Origin of the sequence: Sphingomonas hominis (genome assembly GCF_013328205.1) — a bacterium.
In the GTDB taxonomy this organism is placed as follows: domain Bacteria; phylum Pseudomonadota; class Alphaproteobacteria; order Sphingomonadales; family Sphingomonadaceae; genus Sphingomonas; species Sphingomonas hominis.
Window position 1 is genome coordinate 23,252 of sequence record NZ_JABULH010000005.1, and the last position, 18,843, is coordinate 42,094.

At 67.3% G+C, this 18,843-nt stretch carries 17 protein-coding genes; 12 read left to right on the forward strand and 5 right to left on the reverse strand.

Annotation, left to right across the window (positions count from 1 at the left end):
* Nucleotides 1-45: 45 nt before the first annotated feature.
* Nucleotides 46-846 carry a glutamate racemase gene (gene murI, locus HRV97_RS11870; RefSeq protein WP_174194494.1) on the reverse strand — a complete coding sequence of 267 codons (801 nt, stop codon included), beginning with the start codon at nt 844-846 and terminating at the stop codon, nt 46-48.
* 112 nt (nt 847-958) lie between these two features.
* On the opposite strand from murI, the gene plsY reads away from it, so the two are divergent.
* From plsY to topA, 4 genes are all read left to right on the forward strand, one after another.
* Nucleotides 959-1,549, forward strand: coding sequence for a glycerol-3-phosphate 1-O-acyltransferase PlsY (plsY, locus tag HRV97_RS11875; protein WP_174194495.1), 591 nt, complete (start codon nt 959-961; stop codon nt 1,547-1,549).
* Between the two features lie 47 nt (nt 1,550-1,596).
* Nucleotides 1,597-2,694: a DNA-processing protein DprA gene (gene dprA / locus HRV97_RS11880; RefSeq protein WP_174194771.1), complete on the forward strand. Its 1,098-nt coding sequence runs from the start codon at nt 1,597-1,599 to the stop codon at nt 2,692-2,694.
* Nucleotides 2,688-3,032 (forward strand): hypothetical protein, encoded by a 345-nt coding sequence (locus tag HRV97_RS11885; protein ID WP_174194496.1) that lies wholly within the window; start codon nt 2,688-2,690, stop codon nt 3,030-3,032. The genes dprA and HRV97_RS11885 overlap by 7 nt, the downstream gene beginning before the upstream one ends.
* 61 nt (nt 3,033-3,093) lie before the next feature.
* Entirely contained in the window at nt 3,094-5,697 is a 2,604-nt protein-coding gene (gene topA / locus HRV97_RS11890; RefSeq protein WP_174194497.1) for a type I DNA topoisomerase, read from the forward strand.
* A 178-nt stretch (nt 5,698-5,875) separates the two neighbouring features.
* On the opposite strand, the gene HRV97_RS11895 is transcribed toward topA, so the two are convergent.
* Both HRV97_RS11895 and panC read right to left on the reverse strand, forming a co-directional pair.
* Nucleotides 5,876-6,169 (reverse strand): hypothetical protein, encoded by a 294-nt coding sequence (locus HRV97_RS11895; RefSeq protein ID WP_174194498.1) that lies wholly within the window; start codon nt 6,167-6,169, stop codon nt 5,876-5,878.
* A gap of 89 nt (nt 6,170-6,258) precedes the next feature.
* On the reverse strand, nt 6,259-7,104 hold the full coding sequence (panC, locus tag HRV97_RS11900; protein ID WP_174194499.1) for a pantoate--beta-alanine ligase: 846 nt from the start codon (nt 7,102-7,104) through the stop codon (nt 6,259-6,261).
* A gap of 76 nt (nt 7,105-7,180) precedes the next feature.
* Between panC and HRV97_RS11905 the strand changes: the two genes are divergently transcribed.
* From HRV97_RS11905 to pgmG, 3 genes are all read left to right on the forward strand, one after another.
* Complete coding sequence (locus HRV97_RS11905; protein ID WP_281356814.1) at nt 7,181-8,035, forward strand: division plane positioning ATPase MipZ; 855 nt, start codon at nt 7,181-7,183, stop codon at nt 8,033-8,035.
* Entirely contained in the window at nt 8,032-8,292 is a 261-nt protein-coding gene (locus tag HRV97_RS11910) for a J domain-containing protein (RefSeq protein ID WP_174194500.1), read from the forward strand. The genes HRV97_RS11905 and HRV97_RS11910 overlap by 4 nt, the downstream gene beginning before the upstream one ends.
* 99 nt (nt 8,293-8,391) lie before the next feature.
* Complete coding sequence (gene pgmG, locus HRV97_RS11915; protein ID WP_174194501.1) at nt 8,392-9,756, forward strand: phosphoglucomutase/phosphomannomutase PgmG; 1,365 nt, start codon at nt 8,392-8,394, stop codon at nt 9,754-9,756.
* Between the two features lie 70 nt (nt 9,757-9,826).
* Here pgmG and HRV97_RS11920 read toward each other — a convergent pair whose 3' ends face one another.
* The gene (locus HRV97_RS11920; RefSeq protein ID WP_174194502.1) at nt 9,827-11,923 is read right to left on the reverse strand and encodes a M13 family metallopeptidase; all 2,097 of its coding nucleotides are present in this window, start codon (nt 11,921-11,923) and stop codon (nt 9,827-9,829) included.
* A gap of 165 nt (nt 11,924-12,088) precedes the next feature.
* On the opposite strand from HRV97_RS11920, the gene HRV97_RS11925 reads away from it, so the two are divergent.
* Nucleotides 12,089-12,316 carry a hypothetical protein gene (locus HRV97_RS11925; protein WP_174194503.1) on the forward strand — a complete coding sequence of 76 codons (228 nt, stop codon included), beginning with the start codon at nt 12,089-12,091 and terminating at the stop codon, nt 12,314-12,316.
* Complete coding sequence (locus HRV97_RS11930) at nt 12,313-12,789, forward strand: deaminase (RefSeq protein ID WP_174194504.1); 477 nt, start codon at nt 12,313-12,315, stop codon at nt 12,787-12,789. The genes HRV97_RS11925 and HRV97_RS11930 overlap by 4 nt, the downstream gene beginning before the upstream one ends.
* 3 nt (nt 12,790-12,792) lie before the next feature.
* Here the strand turns inward: HRV97_RS11930 and HRV97_RS11935 are convergent, their stop codons facing one another.
* Nucleotides 12,793-14,538: a DUF885 domain-containing protein gene (locus HRV97_RS11935; RefSeq protein ID WP_425505778.1), complete on the reverse strand. Its 1,746-nt coding sequence runs from the start codon at nt 14,536-14,538 to the stop codon at nt 12,793-12,795.
* A 478-nt stretch (nt 14,539-15,016) separates the two neighbouring features.
* Here HRV97_RS11935 and wecC point away from each other — a divergent pair, with 478 nt between their 5' ends.
* The 3 genes from wecC (at nt 15,017) to HRV97_RS11950 (ending at nt 18,791) form a co-directional block, all read left to right on the forward strand.
* Nucleotides 15,017-16,312: a UDP-N-acetyl-D-mannosamine dehydrogenase gene (gene wecC / locus HRV97_RS11940; protein WP_174194505.1), complete on the forward strand. Its 1,296-nt coding sequence runs from the start codon at nt 15,017-15,019 to the stop codon at nt 16,310-16,312.
* A 528-nt stretch (nt 16,313-16,840) separates the two neighbouring features.
* Entirely contained in the window at nt 16,841-17,398 is a 558-nt protein-coding gene (locus tag HRV97_RS11945; RefSeq protein ID WP_246248704.1) for a polysaccharide biosynthesis/export family protein, read from the forward strand.
* Between the two features lie 7 nt (nt 17,399-17,405).
* Nucleotides 17,406-18,791: an outer membrane beta-barrel protein gene (locus HRV97_RS11950; RefSeq protein ID WP_174194506.1), complete on the forward strand. Its 1,386-nt coding sequence runs from the start codon at nt 17,406-17,408 to the stop codon at nt 18,789-18,791.
* Nucleotides 18,792-18,843 lie beyond the last annotated feature (52 nt).

Below are 18,843 nucleotides of genomic sequence, written 5' to 3' on the forward strand. Positions count from 1 at the left end.
GCGACTTACGCCTGTGTCACACGCTTTTCCAGCGCATTTGGTCGATCACAGTGTCTCGGGCGGGGCGAAGCCGTGCGCGCGCAGGTGCGCGCCGATTTGGGCCTCACGCTCGCTGAGCCGGGTGAACACCAGACGCGCCTCGCCCGAGTCGTGCGGCCATTGCTGCCCATCGGTCAGCGTCGCCACGCGCCGCGCGATGCCTGGGCCGCCGTCGACAAAGGTGACCTCGCGCGGCACCACCGCGCGCATGTCGTCCTCCAGCAGTGGGAAGTGGGTGCACGCGTTGACGATCACGTCGATAGCTTCGCCACCCGCCTGCCCGAACAAGCCGGCGAGTTCGCGCGCCACCGCGTCCGGCGCGACCGCCTCGCCCGCCAGCTTTGCTTCCGCCAACTCGACCAGCGCCGCCGAACCGTAGCGCAGCACCGTGCAGTCGCCCGCGAACCGCCTGGCGAGGTCGTCGACATAGGGCTGGCGTACCGTTGCCTCAGTACCGAGCACGCCGATCACGCGCGTGCGCGACGCCTGTGCCGCGGGCTTGATCGCGGGCACCGTGCCGACGATCGGAAGATCAAGCGCGGCGCGCACCGCGGGCAGCGCGATCGTGGACGCCGTGTTGCACGCGATCACGATCAATCGCGGGCGGAATCGCTCCAACAATCGCCCGAGCAGCGCGGGCACGCGCGCGGCGATCTCGCCCTCGCTCTTGGTGCCGTAAGGAAAGCCCGCGCTGTCGGCGGCGTAGACGATCGGTGCGGCGGGCAGCAGCGCGCGCGTCGGCGCGACCACCGACAAGCCGCCCACACCAGAATCGAAGAACAGGATCGGTCGCGTATTGTCGCTCATCGCCGACCGCATAGGCTTGGGATGCTAGTAGATACAGATGAGTGACACACTATTCGCAGGGCGCTAGAACAGGGTCAGAAGGGGAACAGAACTGGGCACCGAAATCGTCTGGATGCCGCCCGCGGCGGCGTTGCTGATCGGCTATCTGCTCGGTTCGATTCCGTTCGGCGTTATCCTGACGCGGTTGGGCGGCGCCGGCGATCTGCGGCAGGTCGGCTCGGGCAACATCGGCGCCACCAACGTGCTGCGCACCGGGCGCAAGGGGCTCGCCGCCGCGACGCTGCTGCTCGACATGTTGAAGGGCGTGGCAGCGGTGCTGATCGTCGCGCGGCTGTTCCCGCAGGAAACGCCGCTCGCCGCCGCGGGCGCGTTCATCGGCCACTGCTATCCCGTCTGGCTCCGTTTCAAGGGCGGCAAGGGCGTCGCGACGCTGATGGGGATCGCGGTCGCGCTCGCCTGGCCGCTCGGTCTCGTCTACGCGGTCGTGTGGCTGGGGCTGCTCGCAGGAATGCGCATCTCCTCGGTCGCGGGCATGGCGGCGGCGGTCAGCGCGCCGGTCGCTGCCGCGATACTCGGCCCGTTCGACCTCGTGCCGCTGCTGCTCGCGCTCGCGCTCTTGGTGGTGTGGAAGCATCGGGCCAACATCTCCCGATTGCTCGACGGTACCGAGCCGCGGATCGGCCGCAGCAGGGACGCGGCCTGACCGTGCGCGAAGTCGCGGCCCTCGATCGCGCAACCGCGGCCGGCAGTATCGACGACAATGACGCGCTCGCGCGGCTGCGGCTGATCCGCACAGCCTCGATCGGGCCGGTGTCGTTCCGGCAATTGATCGCGCGCTTCGGCACCGCGGCGGCGGCGATCGAGGCGCTGCCCGACCTAGCACGGCGCGGCGGCGGGCGCGTACCCGCGGTGACCGACACGGGTGTGGCATTGCGCGAGATGGAGGCGGTCGCGCGGATCGGCGCGCGCTACCTGTTTCTCGGCCGTGACGATTACCCGCCGCTGCTCGCCGAACTGTCGGACGCGCCGCCCGTCCTCACCATCCGCGGCGACCGGTCGCTCGCGTCGCGGGACACGGTGGCGATGGTGGGTGCGCGCAACGCCTCCGCCGCGTCGTGCCGCTTCGCGCGCGGCCTGGCGCAGGAGGTCGCACAGGCGGGCGCGGTCGTCGTCTCGGGGCTGGCACGCGGGATCGATACCGCCGCACACGAGGGTGCCGGCAGCGCGACGATCGGCGTCATCGCGGGCGGGATCGACGTCGCCTACCCGCCGGAGAATGCGCGACTGCAGGACCGCATCGCCGCAGACGCACTGCTGGTCGCCGAGATGCCGCCCGGCACCGAACCGCGCGCGCGCCACTTCCCGCATCGCAACCGAATCATCGCGGCGCTCTCGCTCGGCACCGTGGTGATCGAGGCCGCGCCGCGCTCAGGCTCGCTGATCACCGCCAGGTTGGCGGGCGAGGCGGGACGCGAGGTGATGGCAGTGCCCGGCCACCCTAGCGACCCGCGCGCGCAAGGCTGCAACGGCCTGATCCGCGACGGCGCGGTGCTGGTCCAGTCCGCCGCCGACGTGCTTGAACAGATCCGCCCGATCGACCCGCGCGCCGTCAATCGGTTAAACGGCGTTCGATCGCCGAACGCGGCGTGGGGCGCACCGCCGCCCGAGGATGCGAGCGAGGCCGAGCGCCGCCGCATCGTGTCGCTGCTCGGCCCCGTCCCGGTCGGCGTCGACGAACTCGTCCGTCAGGCTGGGCTCGCGCCGGCGGTGGTGCAGATGGTGCTGCTCGAACTCGAACTCGGCGGCCGGCTCGAACGTCACGCCGCCGGGCGGGTCAGCCTGTGCTGAGCGCGCCGCGCTGGGTCGGCTGGTGGTTCCGCGGTGCCGCGATCTACGCCACGATGGCGCTTGTCGCCAGCCTCGCCGCACCAGGACCGCTCATCCTGCCGCAACTCGCCTTCACGCTGACTGCGCTCGCGTTCCAGCTCGTCTTCTGGACGATCGGCGGCGATCCGGTGCGGTATCGCCCGCTGATGCTCGCGGGTGTCGCCGAGAAGGGCGCGTTCGGCGTGCCCGCGCTAGTTCTGGCGGGCGGATCGGCGACCGCGGCCTTTGGCGCGATCGACCTGATCCTGGGCGCGGGCTTCGTGCTTGCCTGGTTCGCCACACCCTCACGCGCCCCTTGACGACGCCGTCTCCGCGTCGCCACCCTCGCGTACACGTGTGAAGCTCCTTAGTTAGGCACCAATGCAACTCGTCATCGTCGAATCGCCCGCCAAGGCGAAGACCATCGAAAAGTATCTCGGCTCCGATTATCGCGTCCTCGCGAGCTACGGCCACGTCCGCGACCTGCCGCCCAAAGACGGGTCGGTGAACCCCGACGACGGGTTTGCGATGGAGTGGGAAAACTACGCCGACAAGGCCAAGCAGCTCAAGGCGATCACCGATCTATCGAAGACCGCCGACCGCCTGATCCTCGCCACCGACCCCGACCGCGAGGGCGAGGCGATCAGCTGGCACGTGCAGGAAGTGCTCGCCAAGCGCCGCGCGCTGCCCAAGGCGGTCGAGCGCGTCACCTTCAACGCGATCACCAAACAGGCGGTGACGGAGGCGATGAAGGCGCCGCGCGCGCTCGATACTGACCTGATCGACGCGTATCGTGCGCGCCGTGCGCTCGACTATCTCGTCGGCTTCACGCTGTCGCCGGTCCTGTGGCGCAAGCTGCCGGGCGCCAAGTCCGCGGGGCGCGTCCAGTCGGTCGCGCTGCGCCTGATCGTCGAGCGCGAGCGCGAGATCGAGACGTTCGTTACGCAGGAATATTGGTCGGTCACCGCGTCGCTGGAGCATGACGGTACGCCCTTCACCGCGCGACTGTCGCAGTGGGAGGGACGCAAGCTCGATCGCCTTTCGATCGGCAACGAGGGTGACGCCATGCGTGCCAAGGCCGATGTCGAGGCCGGTCGCTTCACCGTGCAGTCGGTCGAAACGCGCCCGGCGACGCGCAACCCGCCGCCGCCCTTCACCACCTCGACATTGCAGCAGGAGGCGGCGCGCAAGCTCGGCTTCTCCGCCGATCACACGATGCGGATCGCGCAGCAGCTCTACGAGGACGGCGCGATCACCTATATGCGCACCGACGGCGTGCAGATGGACGGCAGCGCGATCTCGGCCGCGCGCGGCGCGATCGCCAATCGCTACGACGGCAGCTACGTGCCCGACAAGCCGCGGCAGTATCAGGCCAAGGCCAAGAACGCGCAGGAAGCGCACGAGGCGATCCGCCCGACCGATTTTTCCAAGGACCGCGTCGGCGCGGGCGACCACGCGCGCCTGTACGACCTAGTATGGAAGCGCGCGCTGGCCAGCCAGATGGCATCGGCGCGGATGGAGCGCACCACGATCGAGTTCGCCGACGGCACCGGGCGCAATGTCCTGCGCGCGACCGGTCAAGTCGTGCTCTTCCCCGGCTATCTTGCGCTCTACGAGGAAGGCACCGATGACAGCGCCGACGAGGATGCGCGCCGTCTGCCGCGGATGCGCGAGGGCGACGCACCCGCGAAGAAGGCCGTCTACGCCGAGCAGCATTTCACCCAGCCGCTGCCGCGCTATTCAGAGGCGAGTCTGGTCAAGCGGATGGAGGAGCTCGGCATCGGCCGCCCCTCCACCTACGCGTCGATCATCAAGACGCTGAAGGACCGCGCCTACGTCCGTGTCGAGAAGAACCGCTTTTTCGCAGAGGAATCGGGCCGACTGGTGACGGCGTTCCTTGAACGCTTCTTCCCGCGCTACGTCGGCTATGATTACACCGCCGAGCTGGAGGAAGAACTCGACGACGTGTCGGGCGGGCGCGCGCAGTGGCAGGCGGTGCTGGAAAGCTTCTGGCGCGATTTCAAGCCGCGCACCGCCGAGGTGATGGAGCAGAAGCCGTCGGAGGTGACCGCCGAACTCGACACCTTCCTCGCGCCCTATCTGTTCCCCGACAAGGCCGACGGCAGCGATCCGCGCGCCTGTCCGGCGTGCCAGGCGGGCAGCCTGGCGCTGCGCGGCGGGCGCTTCGGCGCGTTCATCGCCTGCTCCAACTATCCCGAATGCAAATACACCCGCCGCTTCGCGCAAGGTGGTGACGCCGCCGAGTCGACCGGGCCCGAGATGCTAGGCAAGGATCCGGAGACGGGACTGGAGGTCGAGCGCAAGTCGGGTCGCTTCGGTCCGTACATCCAGCTTGGCGAAGGCAAGGAGGCGAAGCGCGCCTCGATCCCCAAGGACGTCGAACTCGACCTGGAGATGGCGCTCAAGCTGCTGAGCCTGCCACGCACGATCGGGCAGCATCCCGAGACGGGGCAGGACATCACCGCGGCGATCGGGCGCTACGGACCGTATCTGGCGCACGCGGGCAAGTATGCGCGGCTGACCTCGACCGCGGACGTGTTCGAGACGGGCATGAACGCCGCGGTGGTGAAACTGGCCGAGGCAGCGGCGGGCGGCGGGCGGCCGCAGCGCGGGGCGGCGCGCGAGCCGCTCAAGGTGCTCGGCGCGCACCCGCGCACTGAGGCGGAGCTGAAGCTGATGGAAGGGCGCTACGGACCCTATGTCACCGACGGCACGACCAACGCGACGCTGCCGAAGACGATCACGCCCGAGCAACTGACGCTGGAAGAGGCCGCGCAACTGATCGACGCGCGCGCCGCAATGGCGCCGCCGAGCAAGAAGAAGGCGCCGGCCAAGAAGAAGGCCGCGCCCAAGAAGGTCGCGAAGGCCGACGCGGAGAAGCCCGCGGCCAAAACTGCTGCAAAGAAGCCGGCAGTTAAGAAAGCGGCAACGAAGAAGCCCGCCGCGAAGAAGGCCAGCGTCTGAGCGGATAGGTGTCGGGGGTACGTCCCGGCACCTATCCTCCTGCCGTCATGCTGAACTCGTTTCAGCATCCATCGTGCCCCACGCGGCTCCGTCGCCACCAGCACGATGGACCCTGAAACAAGTTCAGGGTGACGCTAGGTTGGAAAAACAGGCGAGCGGCCGCGGGCGACCTGCCCGCTTACGCCGCCCGGCGCTGAAGCACCGCGATCACGTCGCGTGCGGCGCGCTGCGCGGTAGCGATCTCGCGCGCGGTCATGTCTTCCGACACCTCGGCGCGTGCCGAGGGTGCCGCATCATGGCCCCAAGCAGCGGCGAGGTTGAGCCACTTGTGCGCCTCGATCAGGTCGAGCGCCGCACCCGACGTGCCGGTCGAGTAGGCGATCCCCAGATCGTAAGAAGCATTGGCGTCGCCGGCGCGTGCCTTGGCGATCCGGCGGTCGAGCAGTGAAGGCGCGTGTGAAACAACGGTCATCGGTTTGCCCCCGATATCAGCGTGGATGCTGAACAGAGGCTATGACCTGATTCGGCTCACCAAATGGTTAACGCGTTAACGCTGATCCTTCATGCCATCGGTTCGATCGCGAGATTGTCGATCAACCGCGTCGTGCCCAGCCGCGCCGCCGCCAACAACTGCCGTCGCCGGCCTGCGTCGGGTTGCGGTTGCAGCGTTTCGGCATCGACCAGCGAGACGTAATCGACCTCGAACCCCGCATTCGCCAGATAGGTGGTCGCGTCGGCCAGCGCCTTGTCGACCGGCGTGCCCGCCGCAATCGCGCGCGCCGCGATGCCCAGCGCGCGCGGCAGCGCCACCGCCTTCGCGCGCTCGTCGGCGTCGAGGTAGACGTTGCGGCTCGACAATGCGAGCCCGTCGTCCTCGCGCTGCGTCGGCACGCCGGTCACCTCGATCGCGAAATCGAGGTCGGCGACCATGCGACGGATCACCGCGAGCTGCTGGAAGTCTTTCTCGCCGAAATAAGCGCGCGTGGGCTGGACCTGGTTGAACAGCTTGGCGACGACGGTCGCGACCCCGTCAAAATGGCCGGGGCGCGCCGCGCCGTCCAACCCTTCGCTGACGCCCGCGACCGAGATGTTGGTCGCGAACCCATCGGGGTACATCGCCTCGACCGGGGGCAGCCACAGCAGGTCGCAGCCCGCCTCGGTCAGCATCGCGATGTCGCCCGTTTCCTTACGCGGGTAGCGCGACAGATCCTCGTTCGCGCCGAACTGCTTGGGATTGACAAAGATCGACGCGACCACCGTCGTTCCCGGCCGCCGCGCGGCCTCCACCAGCGCGATGTGTCCGGCGTGGAGCGCGCCCATGGTGGGCACCAGCGCGACTTCGCGGCCCGCCGCACGCGCGGCGGCGACCGCCGCGCGCAGATCGACGAGTTCCCGAAACACTTCCACGCGCTAACCCCCTCGTATCCCTGCGCCGCGGCTTCTATGATGGCACCAAACAGCAATCAATCAGGGAAGTCGTGCGTTGCCGGACCTGGACAACAAGCCTCACCTCGCGGGACCCGCCACCGGCGCTCCCCACGTCATCGTATTCGCCAACGAGAAGGGCGGCACGGGCAAGTCGACCACCGCGGTCCACACCGCGGTTGCGCTCGCCGCGCGCGGCGGTCGCGTGGCGTGCATCGACCTCGACCACCGACAGCGTACGCTGGGCCGCTACCTCGACAATCGCGCCGCAACGGTGAAGCGGACGGGTCAGGAACTGCCAATCCCCGACCACGCCACCGGCGACGGCCGCGCCGACGGCAATTTCGAGGATCTGTTCGCGCAATATAGCGACGGCTACGACTTCCTGGTGATCGACACGCCGGGCCGCGATGATCCCTGCGCACGCACCGCCGCGGCGCTCGCCAACACCTTGGTCACGCCGATGAACGACAGTTTCGTCGACTTCGACCTGATCGGGCAGGTCGATGCCGAGACGTTCAAGGTGACGCGGCCGTCCTTCTATTCCGAGCTGATCTGGGACGTGCGCAAGGCACGCGCCAAGGCGGACGGGACGACGATCGACTGGGTCGTCCTGCGCAACCGCCTGGCTTACGTCGACGCGCGCAACATGCGTCGCGTGTCGGAAGCGCTTGACCAATTGTCGCGCCGCGTCGGCTTCCGCATCATTCCCGGTCTGGGCGAGCGCGTGATCTACCGCGAACTGTTCCCCGCCGGCCTTACGCTCCTCGACAACAAGTCGTTCGGCGGCATGGGCCTCAGCCACGTCGCCGCGCGGCAGGAATTGCGCGAGATGATGGCGGGCTTCGCACTGCCCGATGCCGCATTGCCGGCGGAGGCGACCGCGGCCGCCGCACCGAGTGCGGCGGCGTGAAATGGATCGTCGCCGCGCTGGTGATCTGGGCGGTCTGGTGGCTGCTTCGCAAGCCTGAGCGGCGCCGTCCCAGTGCGCTCGCCGCCGCGCGCGCGACGCTCGGTGTTTCCGCCGGCGACGATGGCGATGCGATCCGCGCCGCGCACCGGCGGCTGATCGCCGAGATCCACCCCGATCGCGGCGGCTCCGCGGAGGAAGCGCGGCGCGTCAATGCCGCGCGCGACCTGCTGCTCGCGCAGGTGACGCCTGCGCGCTGACGCGGCCGTGCCGTCAGGAGCGAGCTCCGACGTGCACGATCTTTTCCAACCCGGCGCGACCCCGTTGGACTGGTCACCGGCGCATCATATGCAGGGGCGATGACACACCGCCTCCACCCTACGATCCTGCGCGACTACGACATCCGCGGCACCGTCGGCGCGTTGCTCGGCGAGGCGGACGCCCGCGCGGTCGGCCGCAGCTTCGCGACGCGCGTGCGCCGCGCTGGTGGTCGCCGTGTCGCGGTGGGGCGCGACGGGCGCCTGTCCTCGCCGATGCTGGAGGCGGCGCTGGTCGACGGTCTGGTAGCGAGCGGCGTCGACGTGGTGCGGATCGGCCTCGGCCCCTCTCCGATGCTCTATTACGCCGAAGCGACGCTGGAGGTCGACGCCGGCGTGCAGGTGACCGGCAGCCACAATCCGGCGGACGACAACGGCTTCAAGCTCGTCCTCGGGCACGACAGCTTCTTCGGCGACGACATCCGCGACCTCGCGCGGCTGGCGGAGTTAGGCGATTGGGAGACGGGCAGCGGCAGCGTGACCGAGGCGACCGTGATCGACGATTACGTCGGCCGCCTGTTCGCAGGCTACGGCGGCGGCGCGTATCGAATCGGCTGGGACGCCGGCAACGGTGCGGCAGGACCGGTGATCGAGCAACTCACCCGCCTGCTGCCGGGCGAGCACCACCTGCTCCACACTACGGTAGATGGCACTTTCCCCAACCATCACCCCGACCCCACCATCCCGAAGAATCTGGCCGACCTGCGTGCGCTGGTTGCGCGCGAGCGGCTCGACATAGGGTTCGCGTTCGACGGTGACGGCGACCGCATCGGCGCTGTCGACGCGCGCGGGCGCATCGTCTGGGGCGACCAGATACTGGCGTTGCTCGCCGAGCCGCTGCTGCGCGAGGCACCCGGCGCGTGCGTGGTCGCTGACGTGAAGTCGAGCAATGCGCTGTTCGACCGCGTCCGCGCGCTCGGCGGGCGCGCGGTGATGGCCAAATCAGGCCACAGCCAGATCAAGGCGCGGATGCGGCAAGAAGGCGCGGCGATCGGTGCCGAGCTGTCGGGCCACATCTTTTTCGCGCGCGACTATTACGGGTTCGATGACGCGGCCTTTGCCGCCGTGCGGCTGATCCGCGCGATCCACCTGGCGGGCTGCCCGCTGGCCGAGCTGGTTGATCAACTGCCGCCGACCTGCGCGTCGCCCGAGCTGCGTATTGCGGTGCCCGAGGATCGCCGATTGCACATTGTTGACGAGGTGCTCGCACGGGTCCATGCCGAAGGCGTCGCGATCGACCTCACCGATGGCTTGCGCGTCTCCACCCCCGACGGCTGGTGGCTGCTGCGCGCGTCGAACACGCAGGCCGCCGTGACGCTGCGCGCGGAGGCGGCAGACGAGGCCGGGCTCGACCGACTGCTCGCGACGATCGACCACCATCTCGGGCTCAGCGGCGTTCACCGCTGACCGTCGGCTCCTGTTCGAACGAATTAGCCGTTAAATCGAGGGCGCCCGCGCGGCGCCCTCGATCATCCGTTCACCAAATTCGCACGCGCTCGGCGGGCGCGATATATTGCTTCTGGTCGGGCGTGATCTTCCACGCCTGATACCAGGCATCGACGTTGCGCAGCGGGTTCACCGCGCGGATCTGCCCGGGCGAGTGCGGATCGCTGACGAGCTGCTGGCGCAGCGCCTCGTCGCGGAACAAGGTGCGCCACACCTGACCCCAACCAAGGAAGAAGCGCTGGTCGCCGCTGAACCCGTCGATGACGCGCGCGGGCTTGCCGTTCAGCGAATTGTGATACGCGTCGAGCGAGATCAGCACGCCGCCCAGATCGGCGATATTCTCGCCCATCGATGCCTTGGCGTTGATGTGGATGCCCGGCAGCCCGACGAAGTCATACGCCTCGTACTGCGCGCCGTAGCGTGCCGCCTGCGCCTCGAACTTCTGCGCGTCGCCGGGGGTCCACCAGTCGCGCAGCACGCCCTGCCCGTCCGACTTGCGTCCCTGGTCGTCGAAGCCGTGCGTGATCTCGTGCCCGATCACGCCGCCGATGCCGCCGTAATTGACCGCGTCGTCGGCCTTAGGGTCGAAGAACGGCGGTTGCAGGATCGCGGCCGGGAACACGATCTCGTTCTTGACCGAGCTATAGTACGCATTGACCGTCTGCGGCGTCATGCCCCACTCGGCCTTGTCGACCGGCGCGTTCATGCGGTTGCGGTCGTAATCCCACTCGAACCGCGCCGCGCGCTCGGCATTGCCGACGAGGTCGCCCGGCACGATCCGCAAGGCAGAGTAATCGCGCCACTTGCTCGGGTAGCCGACCTTGACCGTGAAGCCCTTCAGCTTGTCCTGCGCCTGCGCCTTGGTCGCGGGGCTCATCCAGTTGAGGTTCTGGATACGGCCCGCGAGGGCCACGCGCAGGTTCGCGACCAGCGTGTCCATCTTCGCCTTAGATTCGGGCGGGAAATAGAGCTGGACGTAATCGCGGCCGATCCCCTCGCCGACGCCGTTCTCCGCGAACGCGACCGCGCGCTTCCAGCGCTCGCGCTGCTGCGGCTGGCCGTTCAGGAACTTGGAGCGGAACTCGAACTGCGCGTCGACGAAGCGCTTCGACAGCATCGGCGCGATCTCGTCCGTCATGCGAAACGCTTCCCACGCCTTCAGCGTGTCGAGGTCGGTGTCGGCGTACACCTTGGCGATGTTCGGGAAAGCGGTGTTCTGCGCCACGATCGCGCGCTCCGACTTGCCCAGCCCCGCCGCCTGCCAGAACGGGTCCCACGGGAAGCCCGGAGCCTGCGCCTTCAATTCGGCCAGCGTGGTTAGATTGTAGGTCTTGTCGCGGTCGCGGCTCTGCGCGCGGGTCCAGTGCGCCTGCGCCAGCCGCGTCTCCATCGCGACGACGTTGTCCGCCGCCGCCTCCGCGTTCGGCCACCCCGCCATCGTCAGCATCTGCGCGACATATTGGCGATAGCGCGCGACCTGCGGCTGGAACTTCGGGTCGACGTACAGATCGCGGTCGCCCAGACCCAGCCCCGATTGGCGCAGGTAGAGCGCGTAGGTGTCGGGCTTCTTCGCGTCGTCCGACACGCCGGGGCCGAAGAAGCTGCCGCCGAAGCCGCCGATCGCGCGACCCATCACCGCCGCCATCTGGTTCTTGTCGCCGACCGCCTTGATCGCCGCCAGCCGATCAGTCAGCGGCTTGGCGTCGAGCTTCTCCGCCGCCGCCTGGTCCATGAACCCGTTGTAGAGGATCGCCGCCTTCATCCGGTCCGGGTTGGCGGTGTCATCGACCTTGTAGCTCTGCAGCAGCGTGCGCAGCCGCTGTTCCGACAGGTCGCGCAGCACCGCGAATGCGCCGTAGGAGCTGCGGTCGGCGGGGATCTGCGTGTTCTTCGCCCAAGTGCCGTTCACGAAGCGGAACCAGTCGTCGCCCGGACGCACGTTGCGATCCATGCCCGACACGTCGAAGCCCCACGGACCGTAGCTGGTCGCCGTCGCATCGGTTGCGGCGGCGGGTGCCGGCGAAGCGGGTGCGGCCGGTGCTGCCGCCTGCTCGACCCGGCTCAGCGCCGGTGCTGCGAGCGCAATCGTTGCCGCGGCGGCGGCGAGGAAAAAAGGCTTCCTGGACAAGAACTAATCTCCGCAAGACGACAGATAGTATCGCTGGTAATCACGCTGCCATAACAATACATATGTTGCAACATCCCTGTCCTTTCGCAGCGAAGCGTCGCATGCATACGGATCGCAGCGTCACCGTTGCGCTTTGTGCGATCATTCACCACGAAGGATCCCGACATGCGCTTCGTCCAGATCGAGATGTTGCCGACCGGCCGCGCGCTGGTCGACATCGACAAGCTGACCCACGCGGTCCCGCAGGACGGTGGCGCGCGCCTCTTCCTCGGCGCGCAGCACCTCGACGTGCCGCATACGCTGGATGAGCTGGAAAACGTGCTCGCCGGTCGCGCGCGCGACGACGACGGTGAACAGGGAGGCGCGGGCTTCGAGATGCGGGGGCGCCGGTGAGCATCGATGCGCGTGACCGCGCCTATCTCGACCGCTGCGTCGCGCTCGCCACCGAGGCGGTCGACGCCGGGGACGAGGCATTCGGATCGCTGCTCGTCGCCGCCGACGGGCGCGTGCTGTTCGAGGATCGCAACCGCGTCGGCGGCGGCGACCCGACGCGCCATCCCGAATATGCGATCGTGCGCTGGGCGGCTGAGCATCTGTCGCCGGACGAGCGCCGCACCGCCACCGTCTACACCTCGGGCGAGCATTGCGCGATGTGCGCCGCCGCGCACGGCCTCGTCGGCCTGGGGCGGGTCGTCTACGCCACCTCGACCGCGCAATTGACGCAGTGGATGCGCGAGCTCGGCCGTCCGCCGATGGGGATCGAACCGCTGCCGATCACCGCGGTGATCCCCGATGCCGTTGTGGCCGGACCGGTCCCCGAACTCGCCGCCGCGGTGCGCGCGCTCCACGCCCGCGCCGCCGGCTGAGGCTCAGGCGGCCGGAGCCGAAGCCGGCCGCGCCTTCTCCGCCGCGATCCAGCGCAGCATCTCCGCCTCCATCGTCGGCAGCGGCACCGATCCCATGTTGAGCAGCGTGTCGTGAAAGCGTCGCTGGTCGAACCGCGTGCCGAGTTCGGCTTCCGCCTTGGCGCGTAATTCACGCATCTTCATCTCGCCCAACTTGTAGGCGAGCGCCTGGCCCGGCCAGCTGATGTAGCGGTCGACCTCGATCTCGACGTCCAGCTTGGCGAGCGCGGTATGCGAGGACAAATAGTCGATCGCCTGCGCGCGGGTCCAACCCATGCTGTGGATCCCGGTGTCGATCACCAGCCGCGCCGCGCGCCACATCTCGAACGTCTCGCGACCGAACTCCTCGTACGGCGTGCGATACATGCCGAGCTTGGTGCCGAGCCACTCCGAGTACAGCCCCCACCCCTCGCCATAGCCCGAGAAATAGGTCTGACGCCGGAAAGCGGGGCGGTCGGGTGCCTCCAGCGCCATCGCCGCTTGGTGGCTGTGCCCCGGCACGCATTCGTGCAGCGTGAGCGAGACGAGATTGTAGAGCGGACGCGATTTCAGGTCATAGGTGTTCATCAGACACGCGCTCAACCCACCGCGCCCCGAGGTGTAGACCGGCGCGATCGCGTCGGGCACCGGCAGGATCGTGAAACGGTAACGCGGCAGTGTGGTGAACACGTCCTTCAACCGCCCGTCCATCCGCTTGGCGACCAGCGCAGAGAAGCCGAGCAGCTCATCGGGCGTCTTGGCGTAGAATTGCGGGTCGCTGCGCAGAAAGGCGAGAAACTGCGGAAAGCTGCCCTTGAACCCCGTCAGGGCGATCGTCGCCTTCATGTCGCGGTCGATCCGCGCCACTTCGGCGAGGCCGATCTGATGGATCTGCTCGGGCGAGAGGTCCAGCGTTGTATATTCGCGGATCTGGCTGCGATAGAAAGCCGGACCGTTGGGGAGCGCCGCCGCCGACACCGTCTGGCGCGTGCCCGGCAGATAGGTGTCGCGGAAAAAAACCAGCAACTTGGCATAGGCAGGCGCCGCCTGCGTATCGATCGCGGCCTGCGCTTGTGCCCGCAACTGCGCCTGCTCGGCCGCGGGGATCGCCGCGGGCATTTCCTTGAATGGATCCAACAACGGGTTCGCCGCACCCGGCATGACGTACGCCGCGATCGTCTTATCGCGCCCGGCGAGCGTCACGTGCGGCGGCGTAAACCCGCGTGCTAGCCCGGCGCGCATGTTGGCGATGTTGCCGTCGAACCAGCGCGGCACGTCGCGCAGCCGCCCGATGTAGCGGCGGTAGTCGTCCGCGTTCTCCAGCGCCGAATAGGGCTTCACCTCGCCCCAGAAATAGCTGTCGCTGTTGAGCGGCGCTTCATAAGTGCGGAAATCGATGTTCGCGATCTCGGCGCGCAGCGACTCGCTCAGCACCGCAGCGTTCATCCGCTCCTCGGGTGACAGGCTGGCGACCGGTATCTTCGCGATGCGCGCGAGTACATTCTGCCAATAGCCGCGGCGGCGCACCCAATCGGCAGGAGCTATCGCGGGGAAGTGATCGTCGCTCTCGCTGCGCAGTCCATCACTGATCTGCGCGAACTCTTTTTGCCGCCAGACCCATTCGGCGTCGTAGATCGCCTTCAACTGCTGATCAGCGGGTGTCGCTCCCACTGCGACCGCCGGTGTTGCGCCGATCAGCGCGAAGGCGAACCCCAATGCCGTACGTCGCACCAATCCCTGCCCCCATCATCACCGGCGCGATTACCGCGCCTGTTTGAGGTCATAGGCAGGTGGCATCTTGATCAGCAAGGGGAGCTTAGGACCCGCACGTCTAACTCCGACCGACCTTTAGTTTGGAATGTACGGCCCGATAATCAGCTCTGGCCACTTCAGCCATAAGCATTCATGCCAGCGCAATTGCTACCAACGCCCAAAAGGGAAGGCACAAGGTAAGTCCGATGAACACACCGGTAATCGGTGGCAGCTTGGCCGGCTGTGCGGCACGTCCTCTCGTTACTTCGAAGTAGTTTGTCATGGTAATAATGATACGCTTTTTCCGTTAGAAAGTTCCTTGTTCGTTCGTGCAGCGATACGACCTTTCAGCCGTCCGATCACTCGCAGCGTTACCGAAAACGAAACCAATTCTGCTGCATGACCCGCGCAGAATTGCCCGCCATCGGCGCGGGCGCGCGAAGGAAAGAGGTCGCTCGTGCTCGGCGGAACGGAACTGAAGGTTTGCGTACTCGGTCTCGGCTACATCGGCCTGCCAACCGCGGCGGTGATCGCACGGACGGGCGCACAGGTGCTCGGCGTCGACGTCTCGCCGCACGTGGTCGAAACGGTCAACTCGGGCCGTGTCCACATCGAGGAAGTCGACCTGGACGGGCTCGTCTCGGGCGTGGTCGCGCGCGGGTCGCTGCGCGCCTCGACGCAGATCGAAGCGGCCGACGTGTTCGTGATCGCGGTACCGACGCCGTTCGGCGCCGACCACGTCCCCGACATCGGCTACGTGCTGAAGGCAGCCACCGCGGTCGCGACCGTGCTCAAGGCGGGCGACACGGTAATTCTCGAGTCTACCTCGCCCGTCGGCACGACCGAGCAGGTGCGTGACTTTATCGCGCGGCTGCGCCCCGATCTGAAGGTACCCGGCCGCGCGGGCGAGACAGCCGATGTCGCGATCGCCTACTGCCCCGAACGCGTGCTGCCAGGGCGCATTCTGGTCGAGCTGATCGACAACGACCGCGTGATCGGCGGCATTACCCCGCGCTGCGCGCGCCGCGCGCTCCATTTCTACCGCCGCTTCGTGCGCGGTGCCTGCGTGACCACCACGTCGCGCGCCGCCGAGATGACCAAGCTGACCGAAAATGCATTCCGCGACGTCAACATCGCCTTTGCCAACGAACTGTCGCGCGTGGCCGAAACGCTCGGCGTCGACGTGTGGGAGGTGATCCGCCTCGCCAATCGGCACCCGCGCGTCAACATCCTGCAACCCGGCCCCGGCGTCGGTGGTCACTGCATCGCGGTCGACCCCTGGTTCCTGGTTCACGGCGCGCCCGAGGATACCCAGCTGATCCGCACCGCGCGCGAGGTCAACGACGCCAAATGCGACCACGTCATCGCCCGCGCGTCCGCTCTCATCGCCGCGCATCCAGGCACGCCCGTTGCCTGCCTCGGCCTCGCATTCAAGGCCAACATCGACGATTTTCGTGAAAGCCCCGCGCTCAAGGTCGCGCTGGCGCTCGCCGAACGCTTCGGGCCGCGCGTCCAGATCGTCGAGCCTTACGCCGATACGCTGCCCGCGGCCTTCGCGAACACCGGCGCGACCTTGGTCGACCTCGACGACGCGCTGGAGCGCGCGGGCGTGATGATCGCGCTGGTCGACCACGACCTGTTCCGCTCGGTCCCGCTGGAGGAACGCGCAACCAAGCACGTCTACGACACACGCGGCATCTGGCCCGACCAGCCGCCCGCGCCCGACACGCGCGCGATCCGCCTCGCGAGCTGAGGCACCACGGATACGATCGCGGTTGGCGTGGTAGGTCTGCGTGGTTGAGGCTCACGCTCACCACTCAACCGGGCTCAGGAGCAATCGTGACAAAGGCCAATTTTGTTTCTGTTGTTCGTGGGCCTACTCGCCGGCTCTGACTTGAATACGCATGGATATAACCCCAGTATCGCCCCTTCAAACCTGCCTGCCTTCGCACGACAATTATAATGGAATGGCCGGATACCTATTGATTATAAGTACGGAGCGCGCAAAGCTCAGAGCATATGCACAAGTCCATGTGATGCCCACTTGTTTGATGCAGCTCGACAGCGATAAAGCGCGCACCTTTGTAATAATTGTCATCAATTTGAAGCACCCCGGCGCGCACCTGCATTGCTTCGCGAACCTTTCCCTTGCAGCAAATCGGCATCATCGATCCTTGCTTCACTTATGTCATTATGGCACAGCCTCCATCGTCCTTGTCAGGTCAGGGCTCGGTTGGGGGGGGGGGGGGGGGGGGGTCAGCTGTTTAGCGCTAGATACATCATGCTGTTCGCGGCTTCCGCGACGCTCGCCTCCTGCGGCGGCAAGGGTCACGCGCCTATCTCATCGGGCGAACGCTTCTCCACGGCGGGCGATGTGGTGGAGGATTATCGCCTGGGTGTCGGCGACCGCCTGCGCGTTTCCGTCTACCGCGAGGCCGACTTGACCGGCGAGTTCGCGGTCGGCGCCGACGGCAACGTCGCCTTGCCGTTGATCGGTTCGGTTAAGGCGCTTGGGCGAAGCGTGGCGGAATTCTCGCGCGAGGCGCAAGCACGCTACGGTGATGGTTACCTGCGCGAACCCAAGGTCAGCGCCGAGGTCATCAACTATCGCCCCTTCTTTATCCTAGGCGAGGTCGAGACACCGGGCCAATATCCCTACACGATCGGCATGACGCTGCCGATGGCGGTCGCGACCGCGAAGGGCTACACGCCGCGCGCTGATCGTGGCACCGTGAGGATCATGCGGCTCGGTGCCGCCGATGAGGAAGTGTACCGCGCCTCGCCCGGATTGCGTATCTATCCCGGCGATATGGTGCGGGTAGGCGAGCGCTTCTTCTGACCCGTTCATGATCCGGTTTGAGCAACCGTTAGTCGACCTGACTGGGTTCTCGAGACGCGCGAACCCGACGGGTCACGCGCGCGCCGCCTGGCGAAGCCTCGCCTCAGCTGGCCTGCTGACCGGCCTCGCTGCGATCGTCGCCATCAACGCCAGCCCCGCACGGGCACAGGTCGGCGAAGGTCTGCTGGTTCCCCCTCTCGTACCGCAAGGCTTCGACCGCGGCCGCAACATCAGCGTCGCCGATCAGACACCGCCCGACTACAACCCGCTTGGCGGACGGCTGGGATCGTTTCTGCTGTTCCCCAGCGTGGAGCTGGGAGCAGGTGCCAGTTCCAACATCTACTCGTCGTCAGTCAATCCGATCAGCACCGTCTTCGTCTACGAGGAAGCATTGGCCCGGCTCCAGTCCGACTGGAACCGGCACTCGGTTTCGCTCCGCGCTGCCGGGCAGAACTTCGATTACATCGGTCAATCCCGCGCCCGCGCGCGCACCTATGACATTGGCGCGACCGGCCGCGCCGATCTCGGGCGATCGTCGTCGGTCACCGGCGAACTCTCCTCCACGCGCTTGGTCGAGAACCAGTTCAGCAGCGAGGTCGTGCCGACAATTGCTGCTTTGTCGCGCTACCGCCGCGATCTCGCCTCCCTGCGCGGTGTTTACCAGGAAGGGCGCACCCGCCTGACGCTCGCAGCTGATTACACCAGTTTTACATTTAGCGACGTGCCGCTGCTCGACGGCCCGCCGCGCAGCCAGGCGACCCGAGACCGCTCGATCGCGCGCGTCAGCGGACAGGCCGAATACGCTACCTCGCCCAGCGTGTCGGTTTACGCGCAGCTCGCCTACGCCAACATCGGCTACGATCGTCCGCTCAGCGCCGCAGTTCCTAACCGCAATTCGAACAGCTACCGCGCGCTCGCCGGGATCAATTTCGACTTCGCGGGGAGGGCGCGCGGGACGATCGGCGTCGGCTATGTCCGACGCGCGCCGACCGCGTCGATCTACCAAGCGGTCGCCGGCCTTTCGGCGGAAGCGCGCGTCGACTTCTTCATGACCGCGCTTACCACCGTGACGATCTCGGGGCGTCGGGTGCTGGAGGACACGCAGTTGAACCAGCTCGTGTTCTTCGACAACCGCCTAGCCGCAATCGTCAACCACGCGCTACTACGCAACCTCATTCTGCGCGCCGAGGCCGGTTACTCTCACCAGACATTCCCGCGCAGCACGCAAGGTTTGGTCGACTTTATCCAGCTCGCCACCGGCGCGCGCTATCTGTTGTCGCGTCGCCTGGTGCTGGAGGCTAGTGCCCGATACAACAATCGGGCAGGCTCGGGTACGCTCGGCGGCGGCTTCGACGAAGCGCGCGCCGAGGCGAGCATACGGTATCAACTATGATCTGTTTCGGCAGCGGCGGGCCTGTTCGGGGCGCACGGGGGATGCAAACGCT